This window comes from Bacillus xiapuensis (assembly GCF_002797355.1).
GTDB lineage: Bacteria > Bacillota > Bacilli > Bacillales > Domibacillaceae > Bacillus_CE > Bacillus_CE xiapuensis.
This window is the reverse complement of record NZ_KZ454939.1, coordinates 2,173,922-2,198,940: the sequence shown is the minus strand read 5'-3', so window position 1 is coordinate 2,198,940 and position 25,019 is coordinate 2,173,922. Positions and strand designations below refer to the sequence as shown.

At 45.9% G+C, this 25,019-nt stretch carries 23 protein-coding genes; 16 read left to right on the top strand and 7 right to left on the bottom strand.

The window, feature by feature from the left end; all coding sequences use genetic code 11:
• Nucleotides 1–88 precede the first annotated feature (88 nt).
• Both mbcS and rarD read left to right on the top strand, forming a co-directional pair.
• Nucleotides 89–1,669, top strand: coding sequence for an acyl-CoA synthetase MbcS (gene mbcS, locus CEF20_RS10985; RefSeq protein WP_100331853.1), 1,581 nt, complete (start codon nt 89–91; stop codon nt 1,667–1,669).
• 449 nt (nt 1,670–2,118) lie between these two features.
• Nucleotides 2,119–3,057: an EamA family transporter RarD gene (gene rarD / locus CEF20_RS10980; RefSeq protein WP_100331852.1), complete on the top strand. Its 939-nt coding sequence runs from the start codon at nt 2,119–2,121 to the stop codon at nt 3,055–3,057.
• A gap of 520 nt (nt 3,058–3,577) precedes the next feature.
• On the opposite strand, the gene CEF20_RS10975 is transcribed toward rarD, so the two are convergent.
• On the bottom strand, nt 3,578–4,378 hold the full coding sequence (locus CEF20_RS10975) for an NAD kinase (RefSeq protein ID WP_100331851.1): 801 nt from the start codon (nt 4,376–4,378) through the stop codon (nt 3,578–3,580).
• A gap of 143 nt (nt 4,379–4,521) precedes the next feature.
• On the opposite strand from CEF20_RS10975, the gene sppA reads away from it, so the two are divergent.
• From sppA to CEF20_RS10935, 8 genes are all read left to right on the top strand, one after another.
• Nucleotides 4,522–5,529, top strand: a complete 1,008-nt coding sequence (gene sppA, locus CEF20_RS10970; RefSeq protein WP_100331850.1) for a signal peptide peptidase SppA — start codon at nt 4,522–4,524, stop codon at nt 5,527–5,529.
• A 15-nt stretch (nt 5,530–5,544) separates the two neighbouring features.
• The gene (locus CEF20_RS10965; protein WP_408607788.1) at nt 5,545–6,123 is read left to right on the top strand and encodes an RDD family protein; all 579 of its coding nucleotides are present in this window, start codon (nt 5,545–5,547) and stop codon (nt 6,121–6,123) included.
• A 403-nt stretch (nt 6,124–6,526) separates the two neighbouring features.
• Nucleotides 6,527–7,204, top strand: coding sequence for a DUF2953 domain-containing protein (locus CEF20_RS10960; RefSeq protein WP_100331849.1), 678 nt, complete (start codon nt 6,527–6,529; stop codon nt 7,202–7,204).
• A gap of 21 nt (nt 7,205–7,225) precedes the next feature.
• Nucleotides 7,226–7,696: a GerW family sporulation protein gene (ytfJ, locus tag CEF20_RS10955; protein WP_100331848.1), complete on the top strand. Its 471-nt coding sequence runs from the start codon at nt 7,226–7,228 to the stop codon at nt 7,694–7,696.
• Between the two features lie 159 nt (nt 7,697–7,855).
• Nucleotides 7,856–8,356 carry a thiol peroxidase gene (gene tpx / locus CEF20_RS10950; protein ID WP_100331847.1) on the top strand — a complete coding sequence of 167 codons (501 nt, stop codon included), beginning with the start codon at nt 7,856–7,858 and terminating at the stop codon, nt 8,354–8,356.
• 92 nt (nt 8,357–8,448) lie between these two features.
• A complete protein-coding gene (locus CEF20_RS10945; RefSeq protein ID WP_100331846.1) occupies nt 8,449–9,444 on the top strand; it encodes a class I SAM-dependent methyltransferase in 996 nt (331 codons plus the stop codon).
• A gap of 40 nt (nt 9,445–9,484) precedes the next feature.
• Nucleotides 9,485–10,684, top strand: coding sequence for an acetate kinase (locus CEF20_RS10940; protein WP_100331845.1), 1,200 nt, complete (start codon nt 9,485–9,487; stop codon nt 10,682–10,684).
• A 226-nt stretch (nt 10,685–10,910) separates the two neighbouring features.
• Nucleotides 10,911–11,753, top strand: a complete 843-nt coding sequence (locus CEF20_RS10935) for an EcsC family protein (protein ID WP_100331844.1) — start codon at nt 10,911–10,913, stop codon at nt 11,751–11,753.
• Nucleotides 11,754–11,841: 88 nt separating this feature from the next.
• Here the strand turns inward: CEF20_RS10935 and CEF20_RS10930 are convergent, their stop codons facing one another.
• Nucleotides 11,842–12,150 (bottom strand): hypothetical protein, encoded by a 309-nt coding sequence (locus CEF20_RS10930; protein WP_100331843.1) that lies wholly within the window; start codon nt 12,148–12,150, stop codon nt 11,842–11,844.
• A 226-nt stretch (nt 12,151–12,376) separates the two neighbouring features.
• Here CEF20_RS10930 and CEF20_RS10925 point away from each other — a divergent pair, with 226 nt between their 5' ends.
• Nucleotides 12,377–13,585 carry an argininosuccinate synthase gene (locus CEF20_RS10925; RefSeq protein WP_100331842.1) on the top strand — a complete coding sequence of 403 codons (1,209 nt, stop codon included), beginning with the start codon at nt 12,377–12,379 and terminating at the stop codon, nt 13,583–13,585.
• Nucleotides 13,582–14,976 (top strand): argininosuccinate lyase, encoded by a 1,395-nt coding sequence (argH, locus tag CEF20_RS10920; RefSeq protein WP_100331841.1) that lies wholly within the window; start codon nt 13,582–13,584, stop codon nt 14,974–14,976. Before CEF20_RS10925 ends, argH begins: the two co-directional genes overlap by 4 nt.
• 295 nt (nt 14,977–15,271) lie before the next feature.
• Here argH and CEF20_RS10915 read toward each other — a convergent pair whose 3' ends face one another.
• Nucleotides 15,272–15,721, bottom strand: a complete 450-nt coding sequence (locus tag CEF20_RS10915; protein WP_100331840.1) for a universal stress protein — start codon at nt 15,719–15,721, stop codon at nt 15,272–15,274.
• An 83-nt stretch (nt 15,722–15,804) separates the two neighbouring features.
• On the bottom strand, nt 15,805–16,899 hold the full coding sequence (locus CEF20_RS10910) for a M24 family metallopeptidase (RefSeq protein WP_100331839.1): 1,095 nt from the start codon (nt 16,897–16,899) through the stop codon (nt 15,805–15,807).
• Between the two features lie 135 nt (nt 16,900–17,034).
• Here CEF20_RS10910 and CEF20_RS10905 point away from each other — a divergent pair, with 135 nt between their 5' ends.
• Together CEF20_RS10905 and CEF20_RS10900 are read left to right on the top strand one after the other, a co-directional pair.
• A complete protein-coding gene (locus CEF20_RS10905; RefSeq protein WP_100331838.1) occupies nt 17,035–17,715 on the top strand; it encodes a metal-dependent hydrolase in 681 nt (226 codons plus the stop codon).
• Nucleotides 17,716–17,897: 182 nt separating this feature from the next.
• Nucleotides 17,898–19,214 (top strand): CBS domain-containing protein, encoded by a 1,317-nt coding sequence (locus CEF20_RS10900; RefSeq protein ID WP_100331837.1) that lies wholly within the window; start codon nt 17,898–17,900, stop codon nt 19,212–19,214.
• A 34-nt stretch (nt 19,215–19,248) separates the two neighbouring features.
• Here the strand turns inward: CEF20_RS10900 and CEF20_RS10895 are convergent, their stop codons facing one another.
• The gene (locus tag CEF20_RS10895; protein WP_100331836.1) at nt 19,249–19,551 is read right to left on the bottom strand and encodes a YtpI family protein; all 303 of its coding nucleotides are present in this window, start codon (nt 19,549–19,551) and stop codon (nt 19,249–19,251) included.
• Nucleotides 19,552–19,649: 98 nt separating this feature from the next.
• Here CEF20_RS10895 and CEF20_RS10890 point away from each other — a divergent pair, with 98 nt between their 5' ends.
• On the top strand, nt 19,650–20,588 hold the full coding sequence (locus CEF20_RS10890; protein WP_100331835.1) for a DHH family phosphoesterase: 939 nt from the start codon (nt 19,650–19,652) through the stop codon (nt 20,586–20,588).
• Here CEF20_RS10890 and ytrI read toward each other — a convergent pair.
• Nucleotides 20,585–21,094, bottom strand: coding sequence for a sporulation membrane protein YtrI (gene ytrI, locus CEF20_RS10885; protein WP_100331834.1), 510 nt, complete (start codon nt 21,092–21,094; stop codon nt 20,585–20,587). The two genes, CEF20_RS10890 and ytrI, sit on opposite strands and share 4 nt — an antisense overlap.
• Nucleotides 21,091–21,426 carry a sporulation membrane protein YtrH gene (locus CEF20_RS10880; protein WP_100331833.1) on the bottom strand — a complete coding sequence of 112 codons (336 nt, stop codon included), beginning with the start codon at nt 21,424–21,426 and terminating at the stop codon, nt 21,091–21,093. The genes ytrI and CEF20_RS10880 overlap by 4 nt, the downstream gene beginning before the upstream one ends.
• Before the next feature lie 144 nt (nt 21,427–21,570).
• On the opposite strand from CEF20_RS10880, the gene dnaE reads away from it, so the two are divergent.
• Nucleotides 21,571–24,927 carry a DNA polymerase III subunit alpha gene (gene dnaE, locus CEF20_RS10875; protein ID WP_456297910.1) on the top strand — a complete coding sequence of 1,119 codons (3,357 nt, stop codon included), beginning with the start codon at nt 21,571–21,573 and terminating at the stop codon, nt 24,925–24,927.
• The last annotated feature ends 92 nt before the right edge of the window (nt 24,928–25,019 follow it).

The following is a 25,019-nucleotide window of genomic DNA, read 5'->3' as shown; positions in this document are numbered from 1 at the left end:
TGTTTTGACCGGTGATTAAAAATAATAATATTTTAAAATTTCCGATAATTTAGTATAATCTTTTTATAATAAAAAAGGGGGAAAGCCAATGAGAAGAGAGGGTTTATTAGCTCCAGAAACGTATAACATTGTCATGGAGATAGAGAAATTTGCAAAAGACCCGAACCGTGTGGCATTAAAGTGGGAGAATGAAGCTGGAGAGCGAAAAGAAATTACGTACGCAGCGTTAACGAAAGCGGCGAACAAAATTGGTAACGTTTTCAAGGAATATGGGTTAAAAAAAGGCGATCCGGTTTTGATTATGGTTCCCCGGCTAGTTGAAGCTTATGAAGTGATCTTAGGCGCCTTAAAGGCGGGGCTGGTCGTTATTCCGTGCTCGGAGCTGCTGCGGACGAAAGATCTAAACTACCGGATGGAACACGCCGGAGCGAAGGCAGTCGCCTCTTATGCCCCGTTTACCGAGTTATTTAATCAAGCTGACAAAATTACGCAGCTCGTTAAATTTTCCCTTGGCGGTAAAGTCTCCGGGTGGATTAACTTGCAAGAGGAAATGCAGGGGGCGGCTGATCAACTGATTATGGGAAATAACTCCAGAGAGGATATCGCATTTTTGCCTTATACGTCCGGCACGACAGGCAATCCAAAAGGAGTCGTTCATACCCATGCTTGGGGTTATGCTCATTTGCGAACGGCGGCCCCGAACTGGCTTGATATTCAAGATGGCGATACCGTATGGGCAACGGCAGGACCCGGCTGGCAAAAGTGGATATGGAGCCCGTTCTTATCTGTTCTCGGATCGGGAGCAACAGGATTTGTTTACCATGGCCGCTTTGATCCGAAGAAGTATTTAGAGCTACTGGATGCCTATCATGTCAATGTCTTATGCTGTACGCCGACAGAGTACCGGTTAATGGCAAAGGTGGACGGTCTTCAGCAATACCATTTAAAGCATCTGCACAGCGCTGTTTCTGCGGGGGAGCCGCTCAACCGTGAAGTGATCGAAACATTCCGCAAGTATTTCAATGTGGAAGTGCGCGATGGCTATGGCCAAACGGAAAGCACGCTTGTGATCGGTGTTCTTAAAGGAATGCAAGTAAAACCGGGCTCGATGGGCAAGCCCACTCCGGGCAATCGCGTGGAGATCATTAATGATGATGGCGAGCCAGTGGGAGTGGGAGAAGTAGGAGATATTGCCGTGCATAAGGATACGCCAGCTTTATTTAAAATGTATTATAAGGATCCGGAAAGGACAGCTATGCAGTTCAGAGGGGATTACTATCTGACGGGTGATCGGGCGCAAAAAGATGAAGACGGCTATTACTGGTTTGAAGGGAGGACGGATGATATTATTATCAGCTCCGGATATACAATCGGTCCGTTTGAAGTGGAGGATTCGCTCGTCAAACATCCCGATGTGAAGGAATGTGCGGTAGTAGCCAGTCCGGACGAAATTCGGGGGCATGTTGTCAAAGCATTTGTCGTCCTCCAAGATGGAGTGGATGCTCAAGAACCAGGGCTTGTAAAGAAGCTGCAAGATCATGTCAAGCTGCTGACAGCTCCTTACAAATATCCGCGGAAGATTGAATTTATTAAAGAACTTCCGAAGACGACTTCCGGAAAAATTCGCCGGATCGAGTTGCGGCAATCAGAAGCCGGAGCGAGAAGTTAACGGATGAGGCTGGGACATAACTAAATTTGCTATCATTAAAACCGAACTATTAAGAAACTCTGAAGGAGAGTTCTAAATAATAGTTCGGCTTTTTTACGAGCTGAAAACCCTTTGTCCCGGCATTTTTTTAACGGATTTCCAAAAGAAGCCTCCTACTTCTAAATATGAAGTGCACCAGCACTAGTGAAAGTGGGAGATGGATTTCTGTTAGGCGTAGCCTAATAATCATAAATAGAGCATGGAATAGGCTCGATACTAAGTAAATTTCCTACGGATAGGTGCGATTACCTTAGATGCCCCCAACTCTAAGCGAAGCGCAGGTGGCGGGTAGTTCACTTCTATAATCACGTGCCCCAAAATTCTAATTCTTCTGTAAATTGTACATCTATCATTGGTTTTGAATCAAAGCCGCGATATAATGATAGTATTTCGAGGGGGGAAATAATTAGATGAATGCAGAGACAAAAGCAGGCGTTGTCTATACGGGAATAGCGTATTTACTATGGGGGGTATTTCCTGTTTATTGGAAGTTGCTGGAGCATGTGGCAGCGGATGAAATCTTAGCTAATCGGGTGCTGTGGTCTTTTGTCTCCATGGCTCTGTTTCTTTTGCTTACTAAAAAAGCGGCACGGCTTAAGCAGACATTAAAAGAAATGCAAGCTAAACCGAAGCAGGCGGCTGCCTTAATAATGGCTTCCTTGCTTGTGAGCGCCAACTGGTTTCTGTTTATTTGGGCAGTGAACGATGGACGAGTGATCGAAACGAGCCTTGGATATTATATTAATCCGCTGATGAGCGTATTATTAGGTGTTTTTATTTTGAAGGAGTCTTTGTCTAAGGCGCAAATTTTTTCTTTTTTTCTGGCGGCAGCCGGAGTGGTGATTATGGCAGCTTCCTACGGCCGGTTTCCGTGGGTCTCTCTCGGCTTAGCTGTTTCATTTTCTCTGTATGGATTAGTTAAAAAAATGATAAAGGTCGATGCCGCTGCCGGGCTGGCGTTGGAAACGGCTGCTGTGACGCCGGCCGCTCTCATCTTTTTGTTCTATACATACTTTCATGGGGAGTTATCCCTGTTTGCGGTGTCCTTGCCGACCGATTTATTGTTGATAATAGGCGGAGCTGTAACCGCCCTTCCGCTCCTGCTTTTTGCGAAAGGAGCCCAGAAGATTCCGCTTTATTTGATCGGTTTTTTGCAATACATTACCCCGACGATGACTTTATTATTAGGCGTTTTTGTCTACCATGAGCTGTTTACCGCAGAGCAGCTGGCCGCTTTTTCTTTTATTTGGGCGGCACTTATTGTCTTTTCCATCTCTCAAACTAAATGGTATCAAAAAAAGCGGCTGATCGTGAAAAATCATCCCCTTGACAATAAAAAAAGAGCTTAATCGCTCAGAGTATGTAAAAGAAGCCGATCCTATTTCGCCATCTCCGAGCGGCAAAACCCGCCTTTAACGGGAAGCGTGGCATGTGTTGGATGCATTTAAGCGGGTTAATCAATGGCCGGTGCAGGCGATGTTTACTTTTTCTTCCGTGAATTGTGGAAGAAGTTTATCTTCACTTATCTGAAAGTGCAGGGAAAGAAAGTTGACAAAAGAAGGGGCTGTCCAGAAAACCAGTGAAAACTGGCTTTCTGTGACAGCCCTCCGTTATTAAGAAAGAAATGCCCGCAAAAAATTACCCTTGAATAAAATGAAGCTACTGCACCTCATTTCAAAAAAGAGTGACTTTTTATGAATGAATCTAAGAATGCTGCTGACAGTTATGCCACGGAACTGCCCCTTCCTCTAGAGGGAAGAGCAGAAATTATCCTTTCGGCGACAAACTGAGGAAATCTTTTTTCATGTTCCAGAATCCCTTTGTCTTAATTTATTTAACAAAAAGATATGGCGAAATTTTCGAACCGAACTATAAAAATGTACGCTGAACTTTTTGCCAAAATGAATTGTTTTTCAGCTTTAATGTTTTAATTCGTTTCTCGCTGATGGTAATATCAATTTCTTCAATATGCTGAATGCTGAGCGCTTCATTATCGATGCCCATGATCGGATAATTATTGCTGCCTTTCAGCATCTTTAAGGTAAGAGTGCGGTCGTCGCTTAATATAAAAGAAGAGCCGAGTGTCCGGTACCGTTTATTATTTAGAGAAGCAAGTTCGCTGACCTGCATGCATGGCAGCAGCGGATCGACTATCGCTCCGTCAACCGACTTGTTGTAGGCGGTGCTGCCTGTCGGTGTGGCAATAATCATGCCATCGCCGCGAAAGGTTTCAAAGTGGAGGTCGTTTATGTATACATCCATTTCCATTGTCTTGATAATACTGGATTTAATGCTGAATTCATTCAAGCAATGAAAGGAAGTATCCTTATCCAATGTAATTTGCAGAACCGGGTAGCGTCGGACTTCCAGTTCTTCCCCTTTCATCACTTCAATCAAGCCGGAAATATCGTCGGCAGAAAAATCACAATACATGTTTAAGGAGTTGAATACCGACAATCCGGCGTATAGGCAGTCCTGCCTGAAGCCTGTCTTCTGAACAGCCTGCAGGAATGTTCCATCGCTGCCCACACTGAAAATAATGTCGGCATCCTTTGGGTCTTCAACGACCGTATAGCCGTATTGCTCTGAAAGCTCGTGCAGTTCTTCCACTTTCTCCGCTACATTTTGCCGGCGGCTCTGGAAGAAATAGAGGTTGCGGCGATCATTCATGGAAATTCCCCCTTATAATCTTAAAATGCTGAAGGTTCATCATTATTTTGTTAGAATGAAACCAGTGTGGTTTTATTCTAACATGAGCCGAGTGTTTTTACGAAGATCACGCACGAAATTATTCATCGAAAGGAGAGGAAAGTGTGAGCAAAAAAAGAATCGTTGCTCTTATCTCAGCAGTCGCTTTGTTTATTGTTTCCATCGTTTTCAACTTTGCAACGGCCGCTTTCAAAACAGATATGTCTAAATCACTGGAGACAGTTTTTGGAGGGAACGGCGAGTCGTTCACGGAGCAAGTTAAGGAAAACGGAAACGCCGGACAGAAAATTGCCGTTCTTTCCGTAGAAGGAGTCATTCAAGATGGAGGTGCGCAATCCTTTATGGCTTCTCCGGGATACAATCATCAAGTCTTCATGGAGCAACTGGATAAAGCGCAAGAGGATCGTGCGGTTAAAGCGATTGTTCTTGAAGTGAATTCTCCAGGCGGAGGCGTAGTGGAAAGCGCGCAAATCCGCAATAAAATTCTCGAGATTAAAGAGAAAACGAAAAAGCCAGTGTATGTATCAATGGGATCGATTGCCGCTTCAGGGGGCTATTACATATCTGCACCTGCTGATAAAATATATGCCAGTGCAGAAACGCTGACCGGATCTTTAGGCGTAATAATGCAAAGCGTGAACTATTCAGAATTAGCGAAGAAATACGGTGTAGATTTTGTCACTATCAAAAGCGGTCCGCATAAAGACATTATGAGTCCAACAAGAAAAATGACCGATGAAGAGAAGAAAATCTTGCAAGAGATGATCAACAATTCTTATGATTCCTTCGTCAAAGTCATTTCCGAAGGTCGGGATATGCCTGAAGAGCAGGTAAGAAAGATTGCCGATGGCCGCATTTACGATGGCCGCCAAGCGAAGGAGCTTAATTTGATTGATGATTTCGGCTATTTGGAAGATGTTATTGCTCAGCTGAAAAAAGACGCGGATTTAGAAAATGCACAAGTCATCACCTATGAATCTGATCTGGGATGGCCCGCTTACTTTTCTTACAAAGCGCAGCAGCTCATAGGAAAAAATGAAGAGCTAAATGCTATCATGAAACTATTATCCCATCCAAACTCTCCGCGTTTAATGTATTTGTATGCGGAATAAAGGAGGTATGACCGAGTGAACGAAGAGTCAAATCAAGATCTGACCAAACGGGAACGCTTAAGTGAAGAGACGGAGGACAGCCGCTCTGAAGAAGAGCGCTTTCTGCTGGAGAAGCAACCGCATCAGAGAGAGAATATGAAGAGCTTCGGTGCGCCTCACTATGCCGGTTTTTGGATGCGGTTTTGGGCGTATTTGCTCGATTTAATCGTGATTTCAAGCATTTCAAGGCTGATCGTATATCCGGTATTTCGGGCGTTCGAGTGGGATCTCAATGCTGGCGGCATGTTCTCTGCCATCAATATCGCCACCGCAGCCGTATTTTATTTATACTTTATCATTACAACAAAGGTATGGGGGCAAACGGTCGGCAAAATGGTATTCGGTTTGAAAGTCGTTTCATTAACGGATGGGAAGCTGTCGTGGCAGACCGTCTTCATTCGGGAGCTGGTTGGCCGTTATCTGTCCGCGACGATCTTTATTTTGTATGTGCTTGTTGCCTTTTTGCCGAAAAAGCAAGGGCTGCACGACTACTTTGCTGATACAGCCGTCCTTCATGAACAGACGGTTAGCGTCGCGGAGCCTGCATATTCTTAAGAAGCGGGAGGAAATGAAAAGAAAGCACCGTCCAAGGTTTGCCTCATGAACAAATGAATAAAGGGCGCTGCATCGCAGCAAGAGGCCGTTTCGCTTTTAAGAAACGGCCTTTTTTTGGCCGAAACGGCTGCTGTTCTATCCCGCTTGGCAGGTATCATAAAATTTCTTTTCCTGAATGGAGCGGTCAAACATTTAAATGAGAGCTCACAGCTCTTCACTGCACGACTTGTTCGGGCCTGTACGATGCACAGCTGACAATGGTGCGGCAGCAAAAAGCTGCGCTGATAGCCTTTGTCTTCTCTTCAGCAGCGGGGAGAAACAAAAAACTCGACTGTTTGAAGGTTCAATGCCTGTATAATTTATCTTTCCTTGGATAGAATGGTAATGGAAAGGAAGGTAAATAATGGTATACATAGGGTGGCTGCTTGGAGGAGTGCTTTTGCTCGGCTTCATCATTTGCATATCCAAGCTTCGCGTATTTATTAATTATTATCATCAAAAGGGGAATACGGATGTATGGCTTCGTTTTGAGCTGTGGAATGGGCTGTTCGCTTATAAGGTAAATATTCCGATTATCAAACTGCTCACCCATCACGGAAAAAAGCGTCCGATTATTTTGTTTGAAAGAGATACGAAAACAAAGGATGGAACTCAGACGAAAAAAGCGGTGAAGGATGAAATCACCTATTCCGATGTGGAACGGACTATTACGAATGCGAAAAAGCTGATCCGTCAAGTAGAGTCTTTACAGGCGGTTGTCCGTTCTTTTTTGAAAAAAATAGAAATCAGAGACGTTTGCTGGCACACCGAAATAGGCATGAAAGATGCGGCTTGGACAGGAATAGCCGCCGGTTCCATTTGGTCGGTTAAAGGCGCTTCAGTGTCTGCTGTGAGCCACGTAATGAGGCTGACCAATATGCCTGAGCTGATGGTAACTCCCGTTTTCGGTCAGCCAGTGTGGCGAACGGAATTTTCATGTATGATCTCTCTGCGCCCAGGGCATGCTATAGTTGCTGTAATTAAAATTCTTTCTCGCTTTCGCGGCCGGAACAGCAAGTGGAAAGCGATGTCAGCGCAATAGCATATTTGGGAGGCGAAAAATATGAGTGAACATCCGATTGAAGGTTTAATGACGACCGCGATGGAAAACTTGAAAGAGATGATTGATGTCAATACAATCATCGGGGACCCGGTGGAAACCCCCGATGGCACCGTGATTATGACAGTATCCAAAGTAGGATTCGGTTTCGCTGCGGGCGGCAGTGAATTCATGCTGGATAAGCCAAATGGAAACGGATCCGGCGGCGCGTCATCCAAACAAGAGAAGAGCCCTTTCGGCGGGGGCAGCGGCGGTGGAGTGTCGATTACTCCGATTGCTTTTTTGATTGTGAAAGGCACAGACGTCCGCATGCTTCATTTAGATGAAAACACCCATTTAATTGATAAAATCCTTGATATGACACCTGGTGTTGTAGAAAAAATTCAAAGTATTTTTAACCAAAATGATTCATCTGCTGCAAATGCTTCTGCAGCAACAAATCCGTCTGCCACGCCTAACGATCCTTCCATTTAATCGAAGATGCGAGCGGCTTGCCCACAGCTTTTTTTAAAAAGTGGCCGAGCTGCTTTTTATTTTATTACCTTGCTGTAAGCTGGCAGGGCTTTTTCTTTGCATTTTTTTCTAGTTATTCAGTATCATGAGAGGTGTACAATTATCGAGGAGGGATTTATTTTGGCTAGGGTCACATTTAAAGGAAAGCCTATGACGATACTGGGAAACGAAGTGAAAGCAGGGGATCAGGCGCCTGATTTTAGAGTTCTTGCCAATGACCTGTCTGAGGTTTCATTAGCGGATTCACAAGGAAAAGTTCGTTTAATAAGTGTAGTCCCTTCGATTGACACGGGGGTTTGTGACGCGCAAACACGGCGTTTTAATGAAGAAGCCTCCAAAATCGACAACGTGGAAGTGATCACGATTTCCGCAGACTTGCCATTCGCTCAAAAGCGCTGGTGTGCAGCAAACGGTCTGGAAAATGTAAAGATATACTCTGATCATCGCGATCTGTCTTTCGCGGAAGCATACGGTGTTCACATGAAAGAGCTGCGATTATTGGCACGGGCCGTATTCGTAGTTGACAGCCATGATAAAATTACATACGTTGAGTATGTGAGCGAGGGTACGGATCATCCAAATTACGAGAAAGCCATCGAGGCAGCGAAAGCCGCTCAATAAGTGAATGAGGAGGCTGGCTCTTTCTACAGGGCCAGCCTTTTAAGGATCATTCCCCCGCCGCAGTCAAGGAAGTTAACTAGGAGGAACAACAGATGAACGGAATTTCCCCAATTGAAAGCTTATTTAAAACCTTCGACGAGACAGCTGCAATTCTTCAACAAGAATTATCATGCACCTACTTGGATGCGTTGGCGGAAACGGCTGAGAACTTATTCCAAAAGCAAGTATTGCAGGAAAATATGAGCGAAATGACGAAAAAAAGAATAGAAAAGAAATATGAGGGGATTCAGCTTGCTGGCCTGTCTAAAGAAGAGATCCGCAAAGCGTATCAGCTTGCCATCTTGAAGGGAATGAAGGAAAACGTTCAGCCCAATCACCAGATGACACCGGATTCGATCGGATTATTTATCGCCTATCTTCTCGGCAAATTTATGAAAGAGAAGAAGGAATTTGCACTGATGGATCCGGCGGCCGGAACAGGCAATTTGCTTTTGACAGTATTAAATCAATGGCCGGACAAGAAGATCGCCGCAACAGGCATAGAGGTTGATGATTTATTGCTGAAGCTTGCCTGGTGCGGTGCAAATTTGCTGGAGCATTCCGTTCAATTCTATAATCAAGATGCACTCGAACCGCTCTTAGTCGATCCGGTCGACGCGGTTGTTTGCGATTTGCCAATCGGCTACTATCCAAATGATGCGCGGGCCGCTGCGTTTGAATTGCAGGCAGAGGAAGGGCATTCTTATGCGCATTTTTTATTTATGGAGCAAAGCCTCAAGCATACCAAGCCTGGCGGTTACTTGTTCTTCTTGATTCCCAACCATTTGTTTGAATCGCAAGGAGCCGATAAGCTGCATCGTTACTTCCAAAAGCACGCTTATATTCAAGGAGTGATCGGACTTCCTCTGTCTATGTTTAAAAATAAGCAGGCGGCGAAAAGCATTTTCGTATTGCAAAAACACGGAGAAAAGGTTCAGGCGCCGAAGCAGGTCTTCTTAGCGAATATGCCATCCATGAAGGAAGCGAACGCGCTGCAATCGATCATGATAAAAATAGATAAATGGTTCTTAGAAAGCAAATATAAATAAATTTCCCATTTGGCTAAGCTTCACATCGAGGGGGGTACTTATGTCAAAAATTATTGCAATCAATGCTGGAAGTTCTTCTTTAAAGTTTAAGCTTTTTGAAATGCCTGCAGAAAAGGTAATCACCAAAGGACTTATAGAAAGAATTGGGCTTTATCCATCGATGTTTAATATCACAGTCGATGGAAATAAGCAAAAGGTCATCATGGACATCCCTAATCATGAAACAGCCGTGAAAATTTTATTAGATCGGCTGACGAGCCTTGGCATTATTCATTCTCTTGATGAAATTGATGCTATTGGTCACCGCGTTGTTCACGGAGGGGAGATTTTCAGCCATTCGGTGTTAATTACGGATGAGGTGGAAGAAAAGATCGATCAGCTGTCCGAGCTAGCGCCGCTTCATAACCCTCCCAACTTAATAGGAATTCGTGCATTTAAAGCGGTATTGCCTACTGTGCCGGCAGTTGCCGTATTTGATACAGCTTTCCATCAGACCATGCCAGAGAGCTCGTTTTTATACAGTTTGCCTTATCATTATTATACGGACTTCAATATTCGCAAGTACGGATTTCATGGCACGTCTCATAAATATGTCTCGCGCCGCGCCGCTGAATTGCTTGAACGTCCGCTTCATAAGCTGCGCTTAATTTCTTGCCACCTTGGCAACGGAGCCAGCATCGCTGCGATACATGGCGGAAAATCGGTTGACACGTCGATGGGCTTTACACCGCTTGCCGGTGTGACGATGGGAACGAGATCCGGGAACATTGATCCGGCGCTCATTCCATTTATCATGGAGAAAACCGGAAAAACAGCCGATGAAGTACTGGATGTGCTGAACACAGAATCAGGCATGCTCGGCGTGTCGGGCTTCTCGAGCGATTTGCGTGATATTGAAGAGGAAGCGGCCAAAGGAAACGAACGAGCTGAGCTGGCACTCGAGGTTTTTGCCAGCCGCATACATAAATACATCGGTTCTTACGCTGCGAGGATGTCTGGCGTGGACGCCATTATTTTCACGGCGGGCATTGGAGAGAATAGCCCGATTATCCGTGAGCGCGTGCTCAAGGGTCTTGAGTTTATGGGAATCTATTGGGATCCGGCTCTGAATACCGTGCGCGGCAAGGAAGCCTTTATCAATTTCCCGCACTCTCCTGTCAAAGTAGTGATCATCCCAACAGATGAAGAAGTGATGATCGCCCGGGATACACTGAAGCACATGCTGGACTCTAATAATTGACAATGTCTCCATTTGCGTCTGCAGGCGGTGGATGCTTTCATGCTTTTGCCATTTAATAAGACGGCGGAAAATTCAGGCTTTGCAGAAAGACGATATGACCAGGAAAACGGCACTGGGGATGATTTTTCAATGAATTTCTTTTTAGCACTAAACAGAAAATGAACCTTTTTTGACGAACTTGGACAATAGTACGACAGGACGAAGTTGAACATAGGAGGGATGTTGTATGGCTTGGACGGATCGCGATCAAGCGGTGTGGGAGGAAATCATGGCTTGGGAGCAAGGGCTTGCAAATGATGGCGGCAATGATTTTCTATATACATATTCCAAGTGGCTGCATGCAGCCTTTGAAGCGATTCCAGAAGAGGCGCTGGCCTCCTTTTTGAACCAGATGGATAATGTGCTGTTTCAAGTACACTCTTTGCTGCAAGGCTCGCAATTTCAGAATGAAGCACGGGAACGAATGTTAGCCTCGGCCCGGATCTTTCGCGAGGATGTGGAAACGATAGCCGACATGAAAAAGCTAACGATCGATCAGCTTGGCTACTTAAACCGGCAGCAGGCATCCAGACACCAGATTTATTCTCTTATTCAAGGCGGAATCACGGGAACCGGCGGCGCTGTGCCCGTCAGCACCGACTTTGCGGCAATGATTCTAATTAATTTGCGCTCGGTTCAGTTAACAGCGATGTCCTACGGCTTTGATCCGCAAACCCCATTTGAAATGATGGCTTCCTTGAAAGTGTTTCATGCCGCCACGCTGCCTGACCGTTTTCTGGCAGCTGGCTGGCAGGAGCTTTTGCTCGAGTTGGAAGCCCAAGAGCAGCCCTTTTTCTATCAAGAAGCGGAAAGATTAACCGATGCAGCTTGGATGGAAGGAACGGTTCAACAGCTCGTCAAGCTGACAGCTATTGCGTTATTTAAAAACAAAAGAATTTCCAATTTGCCATGGATCAGTTTAGCGATTGGAGCCGGTGTTAACTACCGGTTTACGAAAAGGATTACAGACTATGCGGAAAAGTATTATCAATATCGCTTATTGCAGGAAAAGAGAGAAAAGGTGAAATAAAGAGGAGCAGGCTTAAGACATCTGAATGGTAATCGGCATAGACACTTCAAAGAAAACAGGCAGAGACGATGCTGCCTGTTTTCTTTTTTTAGCAGATGTGTTCCTTTTCCACAGAAGGAGTTGTCCGAAACCAAAGCCAAAGGTCATTAATAATGGAAGCCAGCTCACCAATTTCTTCATTAAGCCTGCAAGAGCGCCGGAAGTTTTCCTCGCGCTCCAGCATAGCTTGGCGCTCGTTGATCTCAGCCTCTAAGCTTTGAATACGGTCAGGGATGCTGCCGCGGATCTGTTCCCATTGATGGATGATATGCTCTTGTTCTTGGATCGAATAATCCGCCCATTCCTTCATTAAATAAGGAACGGAGATGCCGAGGCGGTCATTCATTTGAAAGTACATTCGCTATCCCTCTTTTTTTCTTTCATCTTACCGCTTTCCGCTCATTTCTGCAAAAATCTCCTCTTGTGTGATTATTTATTCACTATAAAGTAAAAAAATTCATCTTTTTTGATAAATCACTTGAAAGCGAAAGAAGAAAGTGATATTCTTTATTCAAGTTAAAGAATAAAAATTAGTTATAATGAATATTTATACTAATAGATATCCGCTTGGAGGGAAATGAATCATGAGTAAAAAAGTCGTTCTTGCTTATTCTGGAGGTTTAGATACATCTGTAGCCATTCCGTGGCTAAAGGAAAAAGGATATGACGTTGTAGCCTGCTGCTTGGATGTAGGGGAAGGGAAAGATTTGCAGTTTGTAAAAGAGAAAGCGCTGAAAGTCGGCGCGGTGGCCAGCTACATGATCGATGCCAAGGAAGAGTATGCCGATGAATACGCGTTAATCGCTCTTCAAGCGCACACATTATATGAGGGGAAATATCCGTTAGTGTCCGCGCTGTCACGTCCGCTGATTGCTAAAAAGCTAGTAGAGGTAGCTGAAAAAGAAAATGCGGTGGCGGTCGCACACGGATGCACGGGGAAAGGAAACGACCAAGTGCGATTTGAAGTATCCATTAAAGCGCTGAATCCCAATCTTGAAGTCTTGGCTCCGGTGCGTGATTGGAAATGGTCGCGGGAAGAAGAAATTGAATATGCGAAACAGAACAATATCCCGATTCCGATTCATTTAGACAGCCCGTTTTCAATTGACCAAAACCTTTGGGGAAGAAGCAATGAATGCGGCATTTTAGAAGACCCTTGGGCCGCTCCGCCGGAGGAAGCTTATGACTTAACTGCATCTTTAGAGAATACGCCGGATACGCCGGAAATAATCGAAATTGATTTTAAAAAAGGGGTACCGGTTGCCGTGAACGGCAAACCCTATTCTTTAGCTGAACTCATTCTTCATTTAAACGAAGTAGCCGGCAAACACGGAGTAGGAAGAATCGACCATGTTGAAAACCGTCTAGTTGGCATTAAGTCAAGAGAAGTGTATGAATGCCCGGGTGCGATGACCCTCATCAAGGCGCATAAAGAGCTTGAGGATCTAACTTTAGTGAAAGAAGTTGCCCACTTCAAGCCTGTCATTGAAAAGAAAATCACAGAGCTGATTTATGAGGGATTATGGTTTTCTCCGCTAAGAACGGCTCTTGAAGCATTCTTAAAGGAAACGCAGAAATACGTGACGGGCACGGTGCGCGTTAAACTGTTTAAGGGCCATGCGATTGTCGAGGGAAGAAAATCAGATTACTCTTTATACAATGAAAAATTAGCGACCTATACAACGGAAGATGAATTTGACCACGAGGCGGCTGTTGGCTTCATTCAGCTATGGGGTCTTCCTACGAAAGTAAATTCGATGGTGCAGCAGGAAAAGGAGAAGGTTCATTCATGAAAAAGTTATGGGGGGGACGCTTCCAAAAGTCAGCGGAAGAATGGGTAGATGAGTTCGGGGCATCCATCCATTTCGATCAAGAGCTGGTGTTTGAAGATATAGAAGGAAGCTTAGCGCATGTGAGCATGCTCGCTGAGACGGGCATATTGACAAAAGAAGAAGCGGATCAAATCACGGGCGGCCTTGAAGCTTTAAAGGAGAAAGCTTCAAAAGGAGAACTGTCTTTCACGGTCGCCCAAGAGGACATCCATCTGAATTTGGAAGCATTCTTGATCAAAGAAGTCGGCGCGGTTGGCGGTAAGCTTCACACCGGACGCAGCCGCAATGATCAAGTGGCCACTGATATGCATTTGTACTTGAAGAAGCAGGTCAAACATATTATTGGCTTAATTGAAGCATTTCAGAAAGCAATTGTGGAAAAAGCGGAGGCTCATGTGGAAACATTAGCTCCCGGGTACACTCATTTGCAGAGAGCGCAGCCCATTTCATTCGGACACCATTTGATGGCTTACTTCTGGATGCTAGAGCGGGATAAAGAACGATTTCAAGAAGGGCTGAAACGGACAGATGTGTCGCCTCTAGGCGCGGGGGCGCTGGCAGGAACGACTTTTCCGATTGACCGGAAAGTATCCGCTGAGCTGCTTGGCTTCTCCGGCGTTTATGCCAACAGCATGGATGCCGTCAGCGACCGCGATTTCATTCTGGAATTTTTAAGCGCCTCCTCCATCTTAATGATGCATATGTCAAGGCTGGCAGAGGAGATGATTCTTTGGTCCAGCCAAGAATTTCAATTCATTGAAATGGATGATGCCTTTTCCACCGGCTCCAGCATTATGCCGCAAAAGAAAAACCCGGATATGGCGGAGCTGATCCGCGGAAAAACCGGCCGCGTCTACGGCCATCTGTTTGGCTTATTAACCGTGCTAAAAGGCTTGCCGCTGGCGTATAACAAAGATATGCAAGAAGATAAGGAAGGGATGTTCGACACGGTGCATACGATCATCGGCTCCTTGAAAATTTTTGCGGGAATGGTTGAGACGATGAAGGTGAAGGTGGACCGCTTAGAAGAAGCCGTCCACAATGATTTCTCCAATGCCACGGAGCTGGCTGACTATTTAGCATCAAAAGGCATACCATTCCGTGAAGCGCATGAAATCGTCGGCAAGCTGGTGCTCCACTGCATTCAATCGCAATGCTATCTCGCCGACCTGCCTTTAGAGGAGCTGAAAGCAGCGTCTGAGATCATTGAAGAAGACATTTATCAAGTGCTGTCGCCTTTCGAAGCCGTCAAAAGAAGGAAGTCTTTGGGCGGTACAGGCTTTGAACAAGTCCAGCTCCAAATCAGCGCAGCCAGAAACTTGCTAAATGGAAAGCAGCCCTCTAAGGAGTAGGGGGCTGTTTTTTCGTGCGCCTGGCATGGGTGTAATCTTTAGAGTGAAAGTCCGGAAAGATTACATGCGGGACAAGCAGTTAATACTCTATTGATGAGTGGAGAAGCGAAGGAAGAAACGAGAAGAGAAAATGCCCCGCTGTTTATATAGGCAGTTGACAAAGATCGAAATGAGAAAGAGTATCCGTTCACATGAGGATGAAAAACAATCGGACAGCCGCTTAGTGTACATCGTTGGAACAATGAAAAAGCTGCCATAGTTTAGGCTAAGGCAGCTCTCTCTCGTATTCTTTCAATTATTCACTTTTATCTGTGCGAACGACTAACACGTCGCAGCGGGCGGCGCGTGTGATGTGTTCGGACACACTGCCGATTAAGAAGCGCTCCATGGCATTTAAACCGGTTGCTCCGCATACGATTAAATCAGCTTTTACTTGCTTTGCAATATCTTTAGGGATCACTACTTTAGGTGAGCCGTATTCCACAAAAGTATTGACTGTTTTTACTCCTGCTTTGTCCGCCTCTTGCTTGTACTCTTCTAACAGCTCGTTCCCATAGCTGGAAGCTCGTTCAGCGATAGAACGGTCATAAGCCTCGATTGCGGCAAATGAGCGAGTGTCAATCACATGCACGAGATTTAATGAGGCATCGTGGCGTTTAGCGATTTCAATTGATTTCTTGAATGCCCACTCCGCTTCCTTTGAACCATCCACAGCTACTAGAATATTTTCATACTTCATGCCCATCTGTCATTCCCCCTTCTAAGTTCATTGTACTATAAGCTGGAATGCACTACACTATCCATTCTACAACAGAATGTGAAAATTTTCTAAACAAATAGCAATTCTTTTGGAAAAGCTGTCAAAATTTCCGCTCCATTGTCCGTTACATGGACGTCATCTTCAATGCGCACGCCCGCCACGCCAGGTACATAAATACCGGGTTCAATTGTAAAGACCATGCCGCTTTGAAGGGGGAGCTCATTGGTTTCTGTAATTCCGGGGTATTCATGGACACTGATGCCGAGACCGTGCCCGAGCCGGTGCGGAAAGAATTCGCCATAACCGGCTTCAGCGATGATGGCTCTTGCTGTTTGATCAATGTCTTTTGCTTTCTTGCCAGGCTTTACGGCCGCAACCGCCGCCAGTTCTGCTTTCAGCACCGTATCGTAAATATTGCGCTGCTTGTCGCTGATTTCACCGAATGCTACTGTTCTCGTAATATCGGAGCAATAACCTTCATAGACAACACCGAGGTCAAGCAATACTAAATCGCCTTTTTGAACTTTAGCAGCACCGGGAACGCCATGTGGAGAAGCGGCATTTTTTCCGGTTAGCACCATGGTTGAGAAAGACATTTCAGAAATGCCCTGTTTCTTCATTTCAAACTCGATTTCTGCTAAAATTTCAAGCTCCGATTTGCCCTCGCGGATGGCTTCTGCACCTGTTTTTACCGCGTAGTCGGCATATTCTGCTGCTTTTTTCAATTTTGCAAGCTCCGATTGATCTTTGATCAGCCGCAATTGTTCAAGCTTTGCTTCCGCCCCGATAAAAGCTGCGCCTGGAAAGCGGCGTGCCAGCTCTTCGTACCGTTCAATATTGACATGCTGTTTCTCTACCGCGATGCGCTGAATGCTTTTCAGGCGGCCTTTCACGCGCGCTTGAATTTTCTCCCAGGGATCTTCAATATCGGTGTAGCCGACCACTTCGTATGTCCAGCCGCTGTTTTTAGCATCGGCCGCTTCCATTTGCGGACACACTAAAAATGGCTCTGCTTCTTGGAAAACGGCAACGCCCAACAGCCGTTCGTGCGGGTCGCTTCTAAAGCCTGTTAAGTAAAAGACGTTTTCTGTTGAAGTGATGAATGAAAACGGAATGTCTTCTGTTTTCATCCAGTCAATTAATTTGCTGAAGCGCTGATTCATCATCGTTCCTCCTTTTTATCTTCTATAAAAGAGTATCAGCAAAAAACCCGGCTGTAAATCAAGGAGGCGACAGGATAATGGAAAGTTTACTAGAATAGAGTGTGTGGAACGAAATAAGCGAAAGGAGTTTTGGTCATGAAAGTATCTTATCATGGACATTCTATCGTGAAGATTAAGGCAAATGGGAAAGAGATTTTGATTGATCCGTTTATTCAGGGAAATGACATAACCGATTTGAAAGTGGAAGAAGAACACCCGGATGTGATCGTGTTAACCCACGGGCATAGTGATCATCTCGGCGATACGATCGAGTTGGCTAAAAGAAGCGATTCGCTTGTGATCGCTGTCAACGAGCTGGCTGTATATTTAAGTCATCAAGGGTTAAATACGCACCCAATGCATATTGGCGGCAGCTATACATTTGACTTCGGCAAGGTGAAATTTACACAGGCCTTCCATGGATCAGGACTGCCTCAAGAGGATGGCACGTTCCTTTATATGGGAATGCCGGCGGGCGTATTGCTGATGATGGAGGAAAAGACGATTTACCATGCCGGTGACACAGCACTTTTCTCGGATATGAAGCTGATCGGAGCCTTGCATCCGATCGACCTTGCTTTCTTGCCAATTGGCGATAATTTCACTATGGGGCCGGATGATGCGGCAATCGCTGCTGAATTCTTGCAGGCGAAGCAAGTAGTGCCGATGCACTTTAATACCTTTCCGCCGATTAAGCAAGATCCGCATGCTTTCATCCGCAAGCTGAAAGCGAAAAACGGCCGGGTGCTTGAGCCGGGTGAAGCGATAGAACTGTAGGATCGAGGAAGAGACAGCTCCGATACTTCGGCTATCGGAGCTGTCTTTTAAATCTTTTCGCTTCCTTCTGTCTGTGTCGGCTTTATCAATAAGCTGTTAAAATGCGCGGCTCAAATTGAACAAACCGCTGTTTCCTTTTATAATAGCTGTATTAGAGGTTCGGAAAGGAACAGGTGAAACAGTTGATAACCAAACATGAACAAATTTTGCAGTACATTGAGGGGCTGCCCATCGGTGAAAAAATTTCGGTCAGGCAAATAGCCAAGGCCCTGTCGGTGAGTGAAGGAACCGCTTACCGGGCGATTAAAGAGGCGGAAGCGAGAGGGTTTGTCTCAGCGATTGAGCGAGTAGGCACGATTCGAATAGAACAAAAGAAAAAAGAGAATATAGAAAAGCTCACGTTTGCGGAAGTCGTCAATATCATTGACGGGCAAGTGCTCGGTGGCCGTGCGGGCCTTTACAAAACGCTTACGAAATTTGTGATTGGCGCAATGAAGCTGGAAGCGATGATGAGGTACACCGGGCCTGGGAACCTGCTGATTGTCGGCAATCGGACTCAAGCGCATGAACACGCTCTTAAAGCGGGTGCAGCCGTGCTAATTACCGGCGGGTTTGATACGGAGGAGAAAGTGAAGAAGCTGGCGGATGAACTGGAGCTTCCAGTCATTTCGACTAGCTACGATACTTTCACCGTGGCGACGATGATTAATCGGGCTATTTACGATCAACTAATCAAAAAAGAAATCGTTCTTGTCGGCGACATTCTCACACCTGTTGATCAAACAGTTTCATTATTCGTTAAAGACACAGTGAACGATTGGCTTGAGAAGAACAGACAGACTCTCCATAGCCGTTTTCCCGTACTCGATCACCAGCAAAAAGTGCAGGGGATGGTCACCGCTAAAGACATTATGGGGCAGGAAAAAAACACGGCGATTGAAAAGGTCATGACGAAAAACCCGTTGACCGTGAACGAAAAAACAAGCGTGGCTTCCGCGGCGCATATGATGATTTGGGAAGGGATTGAGCTGCTTCCTGTCGTGGATGAGCAGAACCGCATACAAGGGATTATCAGCCGTCAGGACGTGCTCAAGGCGCTGCAAATGACGCAGCGGCAGCCGCAGGTGGGCGAAACGATCAATGACACCATTGCCAATCAGCTCGATTTATCGGGAAGCAAGGGGGAGGAAGTTTACAAGTTTGAAGTAACGCCGCAAATGACCAATCAACTTGGTACGATTTCTTACGGTGTGTTTACGGCACTTGTGACCGAAGCGGCCAATCAGGCGATGCGCTCCCAAAAAAAAGGCGATATCGTCATTGAAAATATTACGATATATTTTATCAAGCCTGTTCAAATGGAAAGCTTGCTTGAAATACACCCCAAAGTGCTAGAGGTTGGCCGCAAATTCGGTAAAGTCGATGTGGAAGTGTTTAATAATGGCATGCTAGTCGGCAAAGCGCTAATGATGTGTCAAGTGCTTGAACGCAACGGATAAGCCGCTTCTAAAAAGCAGAAGCGGCTGACAGGAGCTAATGATTTAATTCTTCCGCTTCCTTCCGAGCGTAAGGAAGGAAGTGGCGATACGCCTTATAGCCGGCCCAAACGCTGGCAAATCCGACGATTGAAAACAGGGCAGCCACAATATAGGCAACCGCTGATTGCTGAATAAATAGTGTATTGATGCCAAAGCAGCCGACGAAGAGGCCGAGCGCCATGCTGGATTTGGCAGATAGCCACTTCTTTTCCATCGGGCGTCTGCTTCTGACATATTGAACTTTGTATACAATATAAAAAGAAAAAGACAAAACGATCACAAACACTAAAAAAGGCATATATTTTCCTCCATTAGATTCTTTAGACCCCTTCATTTTAACGAGAATTGGAGAAAATTTCTACCTTTAATATTTGCTGAAGGCAAAGGAGAAGACCAATGAAAAAACAAATTATTGAAAAAATCAAGGCATACGACACGATTATCATTCACCGCCATGTGCGCCCCGACCCGGATGCTTACGGATCACAAGGGGGACTGGCAGAGGTGATTAAAGCTTCATTTCCGGATAAAAAAGTATATACGGTCGGGCAGGATGAACCGGCTCTCCGCTTTCTGAGAACGCTGGATAAGATCGGAGATGATGTGTATAAAGGAGCGCTTGTCATCGTTTGTGACACCGCCAATCAGGAAAGAATCTGTGACAAGCGCTACCGTCTAGGAAAGGAATGGATTAAGATCGATCATCATCCGAATGAAGATCCATATGGGGACCTGCTTTGGGTGGACACAGCAGCCAGCTCGGTCAGTGAAATGATTTATGAGCTGTATGAAAGCGGCAAAGAGGACGGGCTAAAAATGAGCGATGAAGCCGCCCGGCTATTGTTTGCCGGCATTGTCGGCGATACGGGCCGCTTTCTTTATCCGAGTACGACCAACCGGACGATGGAAGTAGCCGGGGAGCTGATCAATTATCAATTCGACCGCAATGAGCTATTTACCCGCATGTATGAAAGAGACCCTAAAGTCATCAAATTGCATGGCCATATTTTACAGACGTTTCGCATGGATGCAAGCGGTGCGGCGGTCGTTACTTTAAAGAAAGAGCTGCTTGAAGAATTCGGCGTTGTTCCATCTGAAGCATCGCTGCTTGTCAGCGCCCTTGGCGATGTAAAGGGAATTAAAGCATGGGTCTTTTTCATTCAAGAAGCGGATCAGATTCGTGTCCGCCTGCGCTCAAAGGGCCCCGTCATTAATGAATTGGCGAAGAAATACAATGGCGGAGGTCATCCGCTGGCTGCCGGCGCTTCCGTGTATTCCTGGGAAGAGGCTGAGCAGGTTGCCAAAGATTTGACAAAGCTGTGTGCCGCTTACTAATCACCTTGCAGCTCCAGCTCCAGTTCGATCTGAATCGTTGTATAAAACAGCCACTCCTTAATATGCAAGGAATAGTGTTTCTTGTTGATTTTCAGCGTCTTATTCTCTATCGTTTGCCGCAATAATTCTTTATGAGAGTAAACCGTATCTAAATCTTTGGCCAGCAGGACGGACAAATCCTTTTTGACGAGCTCTTTTGCTTCAAATAGGCTTTGAGCGTCCTCAATTCCATACTTTTCGTAATTTGTAATCGTAATTTCAATTTCCTGCACAGTTAGCTTGTGCAGGTTTTGTTTATTCAGTTCTTTATATTCCTCTTGCCAGATAGCTAAATGGTTGCGCAGGTCGCGGATTTCATTTTTTTGGATCTCCATTATCGTCGATTGTCTTTCCTGAAGAGTGCCATAAACATAAAGAAAAACAAGCCAGCTCAGGCAAAATCCGATCGCCGCGCCGCTTAGCAGCCACTTTCGCTTCGGGTGTTTATGCAGGTCAGGCACTCTCATGGGGCGATATGCTCCCCAGTCAGCCAAGTAATGATGAGCTTTCCGGTATAGGTGCCGCCCATGGCCGATAAAATGAGAAGAAACTGTTTAAATAAATCCTTCGTTTCTCCTTGAAGAAAGCCGCGCTCAAAGCTGGATAGCGTATCAAATGTCCCGCCAATAGCTGCTACGATCGCCCAAATCCGCAAATTCTCACTGATTTGCGAAATGCCGGTATATAGTGGCTTGCCTGTAGCAAATGCCGCTATTCCGCCGATCAGTGATCCTCCTAGCAGCACGCCAAATGCGATGAAATAACATTTAAATAATTCATGAAAAAAGGTGTCAGCCATATGCCCCCCCTTTTCTTGCTGATTGTCTTTCTTACTATATATGCAAAAGACAGGGCTTGTATGAAAAAGATAGAACGTATTTTCCTTTTCTGCATGACCGATTTATAATGAACATAGCTGACTAGGACGAAAATTAAAAAAGGAATGATCTCGATGTATACTCATCTGCAAATTCAGACAGCCTATAGCTTGCTCTCTAGTACGTTGTCCATCAGCAAGCTAGTCGCCAAAGGCAAAGAGCTTGGCTACAAGGCGCTTGCTATTGCGGACCGCAATGTCATGTATGGTGTCGTGCCCTTTTATCGGGCCTGTAAAGAAGCAAATATCAAGCCGGTTATCGGGATGACGGCTGATGTGCAAAGTGAGCGGATGGAAGGGCGCTCCTTTCCGCTCGTCTTGCTGGCAAGAAACAACACAGGTTATCAAAATTTATTGAAAATTTCCAGCGTGATTCAGACAAAAGCGAAAGACGGCATTCCTGTTAAATGGCTGAGGGGCTACTCCGCTGGTTTATTTGCTTTCACGCCCGGTCAGGACGGTGAAATCGAACAGCTGCTTCAAGAGGATCACGCGAAGGCGGAAGAAGCGGCTGTTTTTTTTCAGCAGCTGTTTGAACCAGGTGCTTTCTTTCTATCTTTGCAGCGTCATGGCAAAGAAGGAGAAGAAGCGGTGAATCAAGGAATGAAGCGATTAAGCGGCAAGTTGAAGATCCCTCTCCTCGTCAGTCACCGCGTCCGTTATTTAACAAAGGACGAAGCGTTTGCCTATCAGTGTCTCCAAGCGATTCGCGACGGAGAGAAGCTTTCGGGCAGTGAGCCGGATGGGGAGCCGTCGCATTATCTGACCTCAGCGGATGAAATGGCCGCTCTCTTTCCGGACGAGGCGGAGGCGCTCGCGCGGACAGCTCACGTGGCGGAGGCTTGCGACGTGGAGCTTCCGTTTGGCCGTCGCTTGCTACCGAAGTATCCTCATACCGGAGAGAAATCCTCCAGCGAATGCTTGAAGGCGCTCTGTATTAAAGGTCTTGAGGAGGCGGGGGTGGCCTCGAACCCCGAATATCAGCAACGGTTGCATTACGAGTTAGAAACGATTGAACGAATGGGATTCAGCGATTATTTTCTTATTGTTTGGGATTTTATGAGTTTTGCTCGGAACGAGGGGATCTTAACCGGACCGGGACGGGGATCGGCGGCTGGTTCACTTGTTGCCTATGCTCTCGGTATTACAGCGGTGGACCCGCTGCGCTACGGTCTGTTGTTTGAAAGATTTTTAAATCCTGAGCGGGTGACGATGCCGGATATTGATCTGGATTTTCCAGATCATCGGCGCGATGAAGTGATTCAATATGTAGCGCGCACATACGGAGAGCTTCATGCGGCACAAATAGTAACATTCGGCACCCTGTCAGCAAAAGCAGTCATGCGCGATGTAGCGCGGGTGTTTGGATTTTCCGCGAAGGAGATGGACAGGCTTTCTGGGCTGTTGCCGTCGCGCCCCGGCTGTACACTAGAGCAAGCGTACACAGAGTCGGCGGCTCTCCGGGAATGGGCAGGCCAGACGGACAGGAACCAAAAGCTGTTCCAGACCGCGTTAATACTGGAGGGCTTACCTCGCCACACCTCAACTCACGCAGCCGGAATGGTAATTACAGAACAGCCGCTAACAGAGCTGATAGCGATTCAGGAGGGGCATGAAGGGGTATTCTTGACGCAATTTCCAATGGATACCTTAGAAGAGCTAGGTCTATTGAAAATTGATTTGCTTGGTTTGCGCAACTTAACTCTTTTGGAAAGAATCCTGAAGTCGATTGCTTATTCAGCAGGAAAAAAAATCGATTTGAAGAATATACCTTTACAAGATCGAGAAACCTTCCGCTTGCTTGGAGAAGGAAAGACGGCCGGCATTTTTCAGCTGGAATCTGATGGGATGCGGAAAGTGCTGATGAAGCTGCAGCCGACTCATTTTGAAGACATTGTCGCTGTCAATGCGCTATATCGGCCGGGACCGATGGAGAACATTCCCGCATACATTGACCGCAAGCACGGGCGAAAGCCGGTCGAATTTCCCCATCCGGATTTAAAAGATATATTGGAGCCAACCTATGGCGTGCTCATTTATCAAGAGCAAATTATGCAGATTGCCTCAAGGCTTGCCGGCTTTTCATTGGGGGAAGCCGATCTCTTGCGCAGAGCGGTCAGCAAGAAGAAAAGGGAAGTGCTGGAGAAGGAAAGAAAGCATTTCATCAGCGGCGCGAAGCAAAACGGGTACAGCGAAGCGACGGCTGAACAGATCTATCATTTGATCGTCCAGTTCGCTAATTATGGATTTAACCGGAGCCACGCAGTTGCTTACAGCTATTTAGCCTATCAGCTTGCCTATTTGAAAGCGCATTATCCCGCTGACTTTATGGCTGCTTTGCTGTCATCGGCGATTGGAAATGAAAAGAAGATCGCTGTATACATGGCAGAAGCGAGGAATATGGGCTTGCAAGTGCTGCCCCCGTCCATTAACAAAAGCCATTATCCGTTCAAGTGTGATGAAAAAGGAATTCGCTACAGCTTAGCAGCGATTAAAGGGATAGGAGCGAGTGTTCTAAAAGCGATTTTGTCCGCGAGAGAACAAGGACCTTTCTCTGACTTATTTGATTTTTGTCTGAGGGTGCCGTTAAAAGTTGTCAATCGGAAAGCGATGGAGGCGCTTGTTTTCGCGGGAGCTTTTGATGAATTTGGAAAGGATCGGGCCACGCTGTTAGCGAGCTTGGATGTGGCGATGGATCATGCCGAGCTGGCGCAGCCTAAAGAAGGAGAGCCTGGTCTTTTGTGGGATGAGGAATTTTTTCCAAAACCTAAATATATGGAAGTAGAGCCGATTCCAGTAGAGGAAAAGCTAGCCTTCGAAAAGGAAGTATTAGGATTATATTTATCGGATCATCCAGTGTCTCTCTACAAAGAAGTCTTTAATGAATTGGGTGCCGCACCGATTGGCAGCCTCTCTGCCGGTCAGCGCAAGACAGCCATCGGTGCGCTTGTCAATGAAGTGAAAGCCATTCGGACGAAGAAAGGTGAGAACATGGCGTTTCTCCGTTTTTCGGATGCGAGCGGCGAAATAGAAGGCGTTGTTTTTCCCGAGGTTTACCGCAAGTCATCACACTGGCTTACAAAAGGGGAAATTCTCTATGTAGAAGGGGATACAGAGGAGAGAAATGGGCGCAGGCAATTTATTGTGCGCGCGGTTTGCGGGCTTAAAGAAGCCAAGGCATTATCCGAGGAAAGGAAAAGGATATTATTTATTAAAATTCCAGTCTCGCCAGATGAACATCTGGTCCTGGAAGATGTTCACCGGGTACTCAACCGTTTCCGCGGCAGCACACCGGTCATTATTCACTATGAAAGAAGCAGAAAAACCGTGAAATTACGGGAGAAAAGCTGGGTGAAACCAGCCGGGGAATTAATTCAAGAACTTGCTCAAGTTTTAGGAGAAGAGTATGTCGTATTAAAATAATAATGCTTTACAACTCACCGATGATAGTTTATTGTGTAATAGACAAAAATGTGGTCTGACCACCTATGGTTAGGATTTTGAGATTAGGAGTG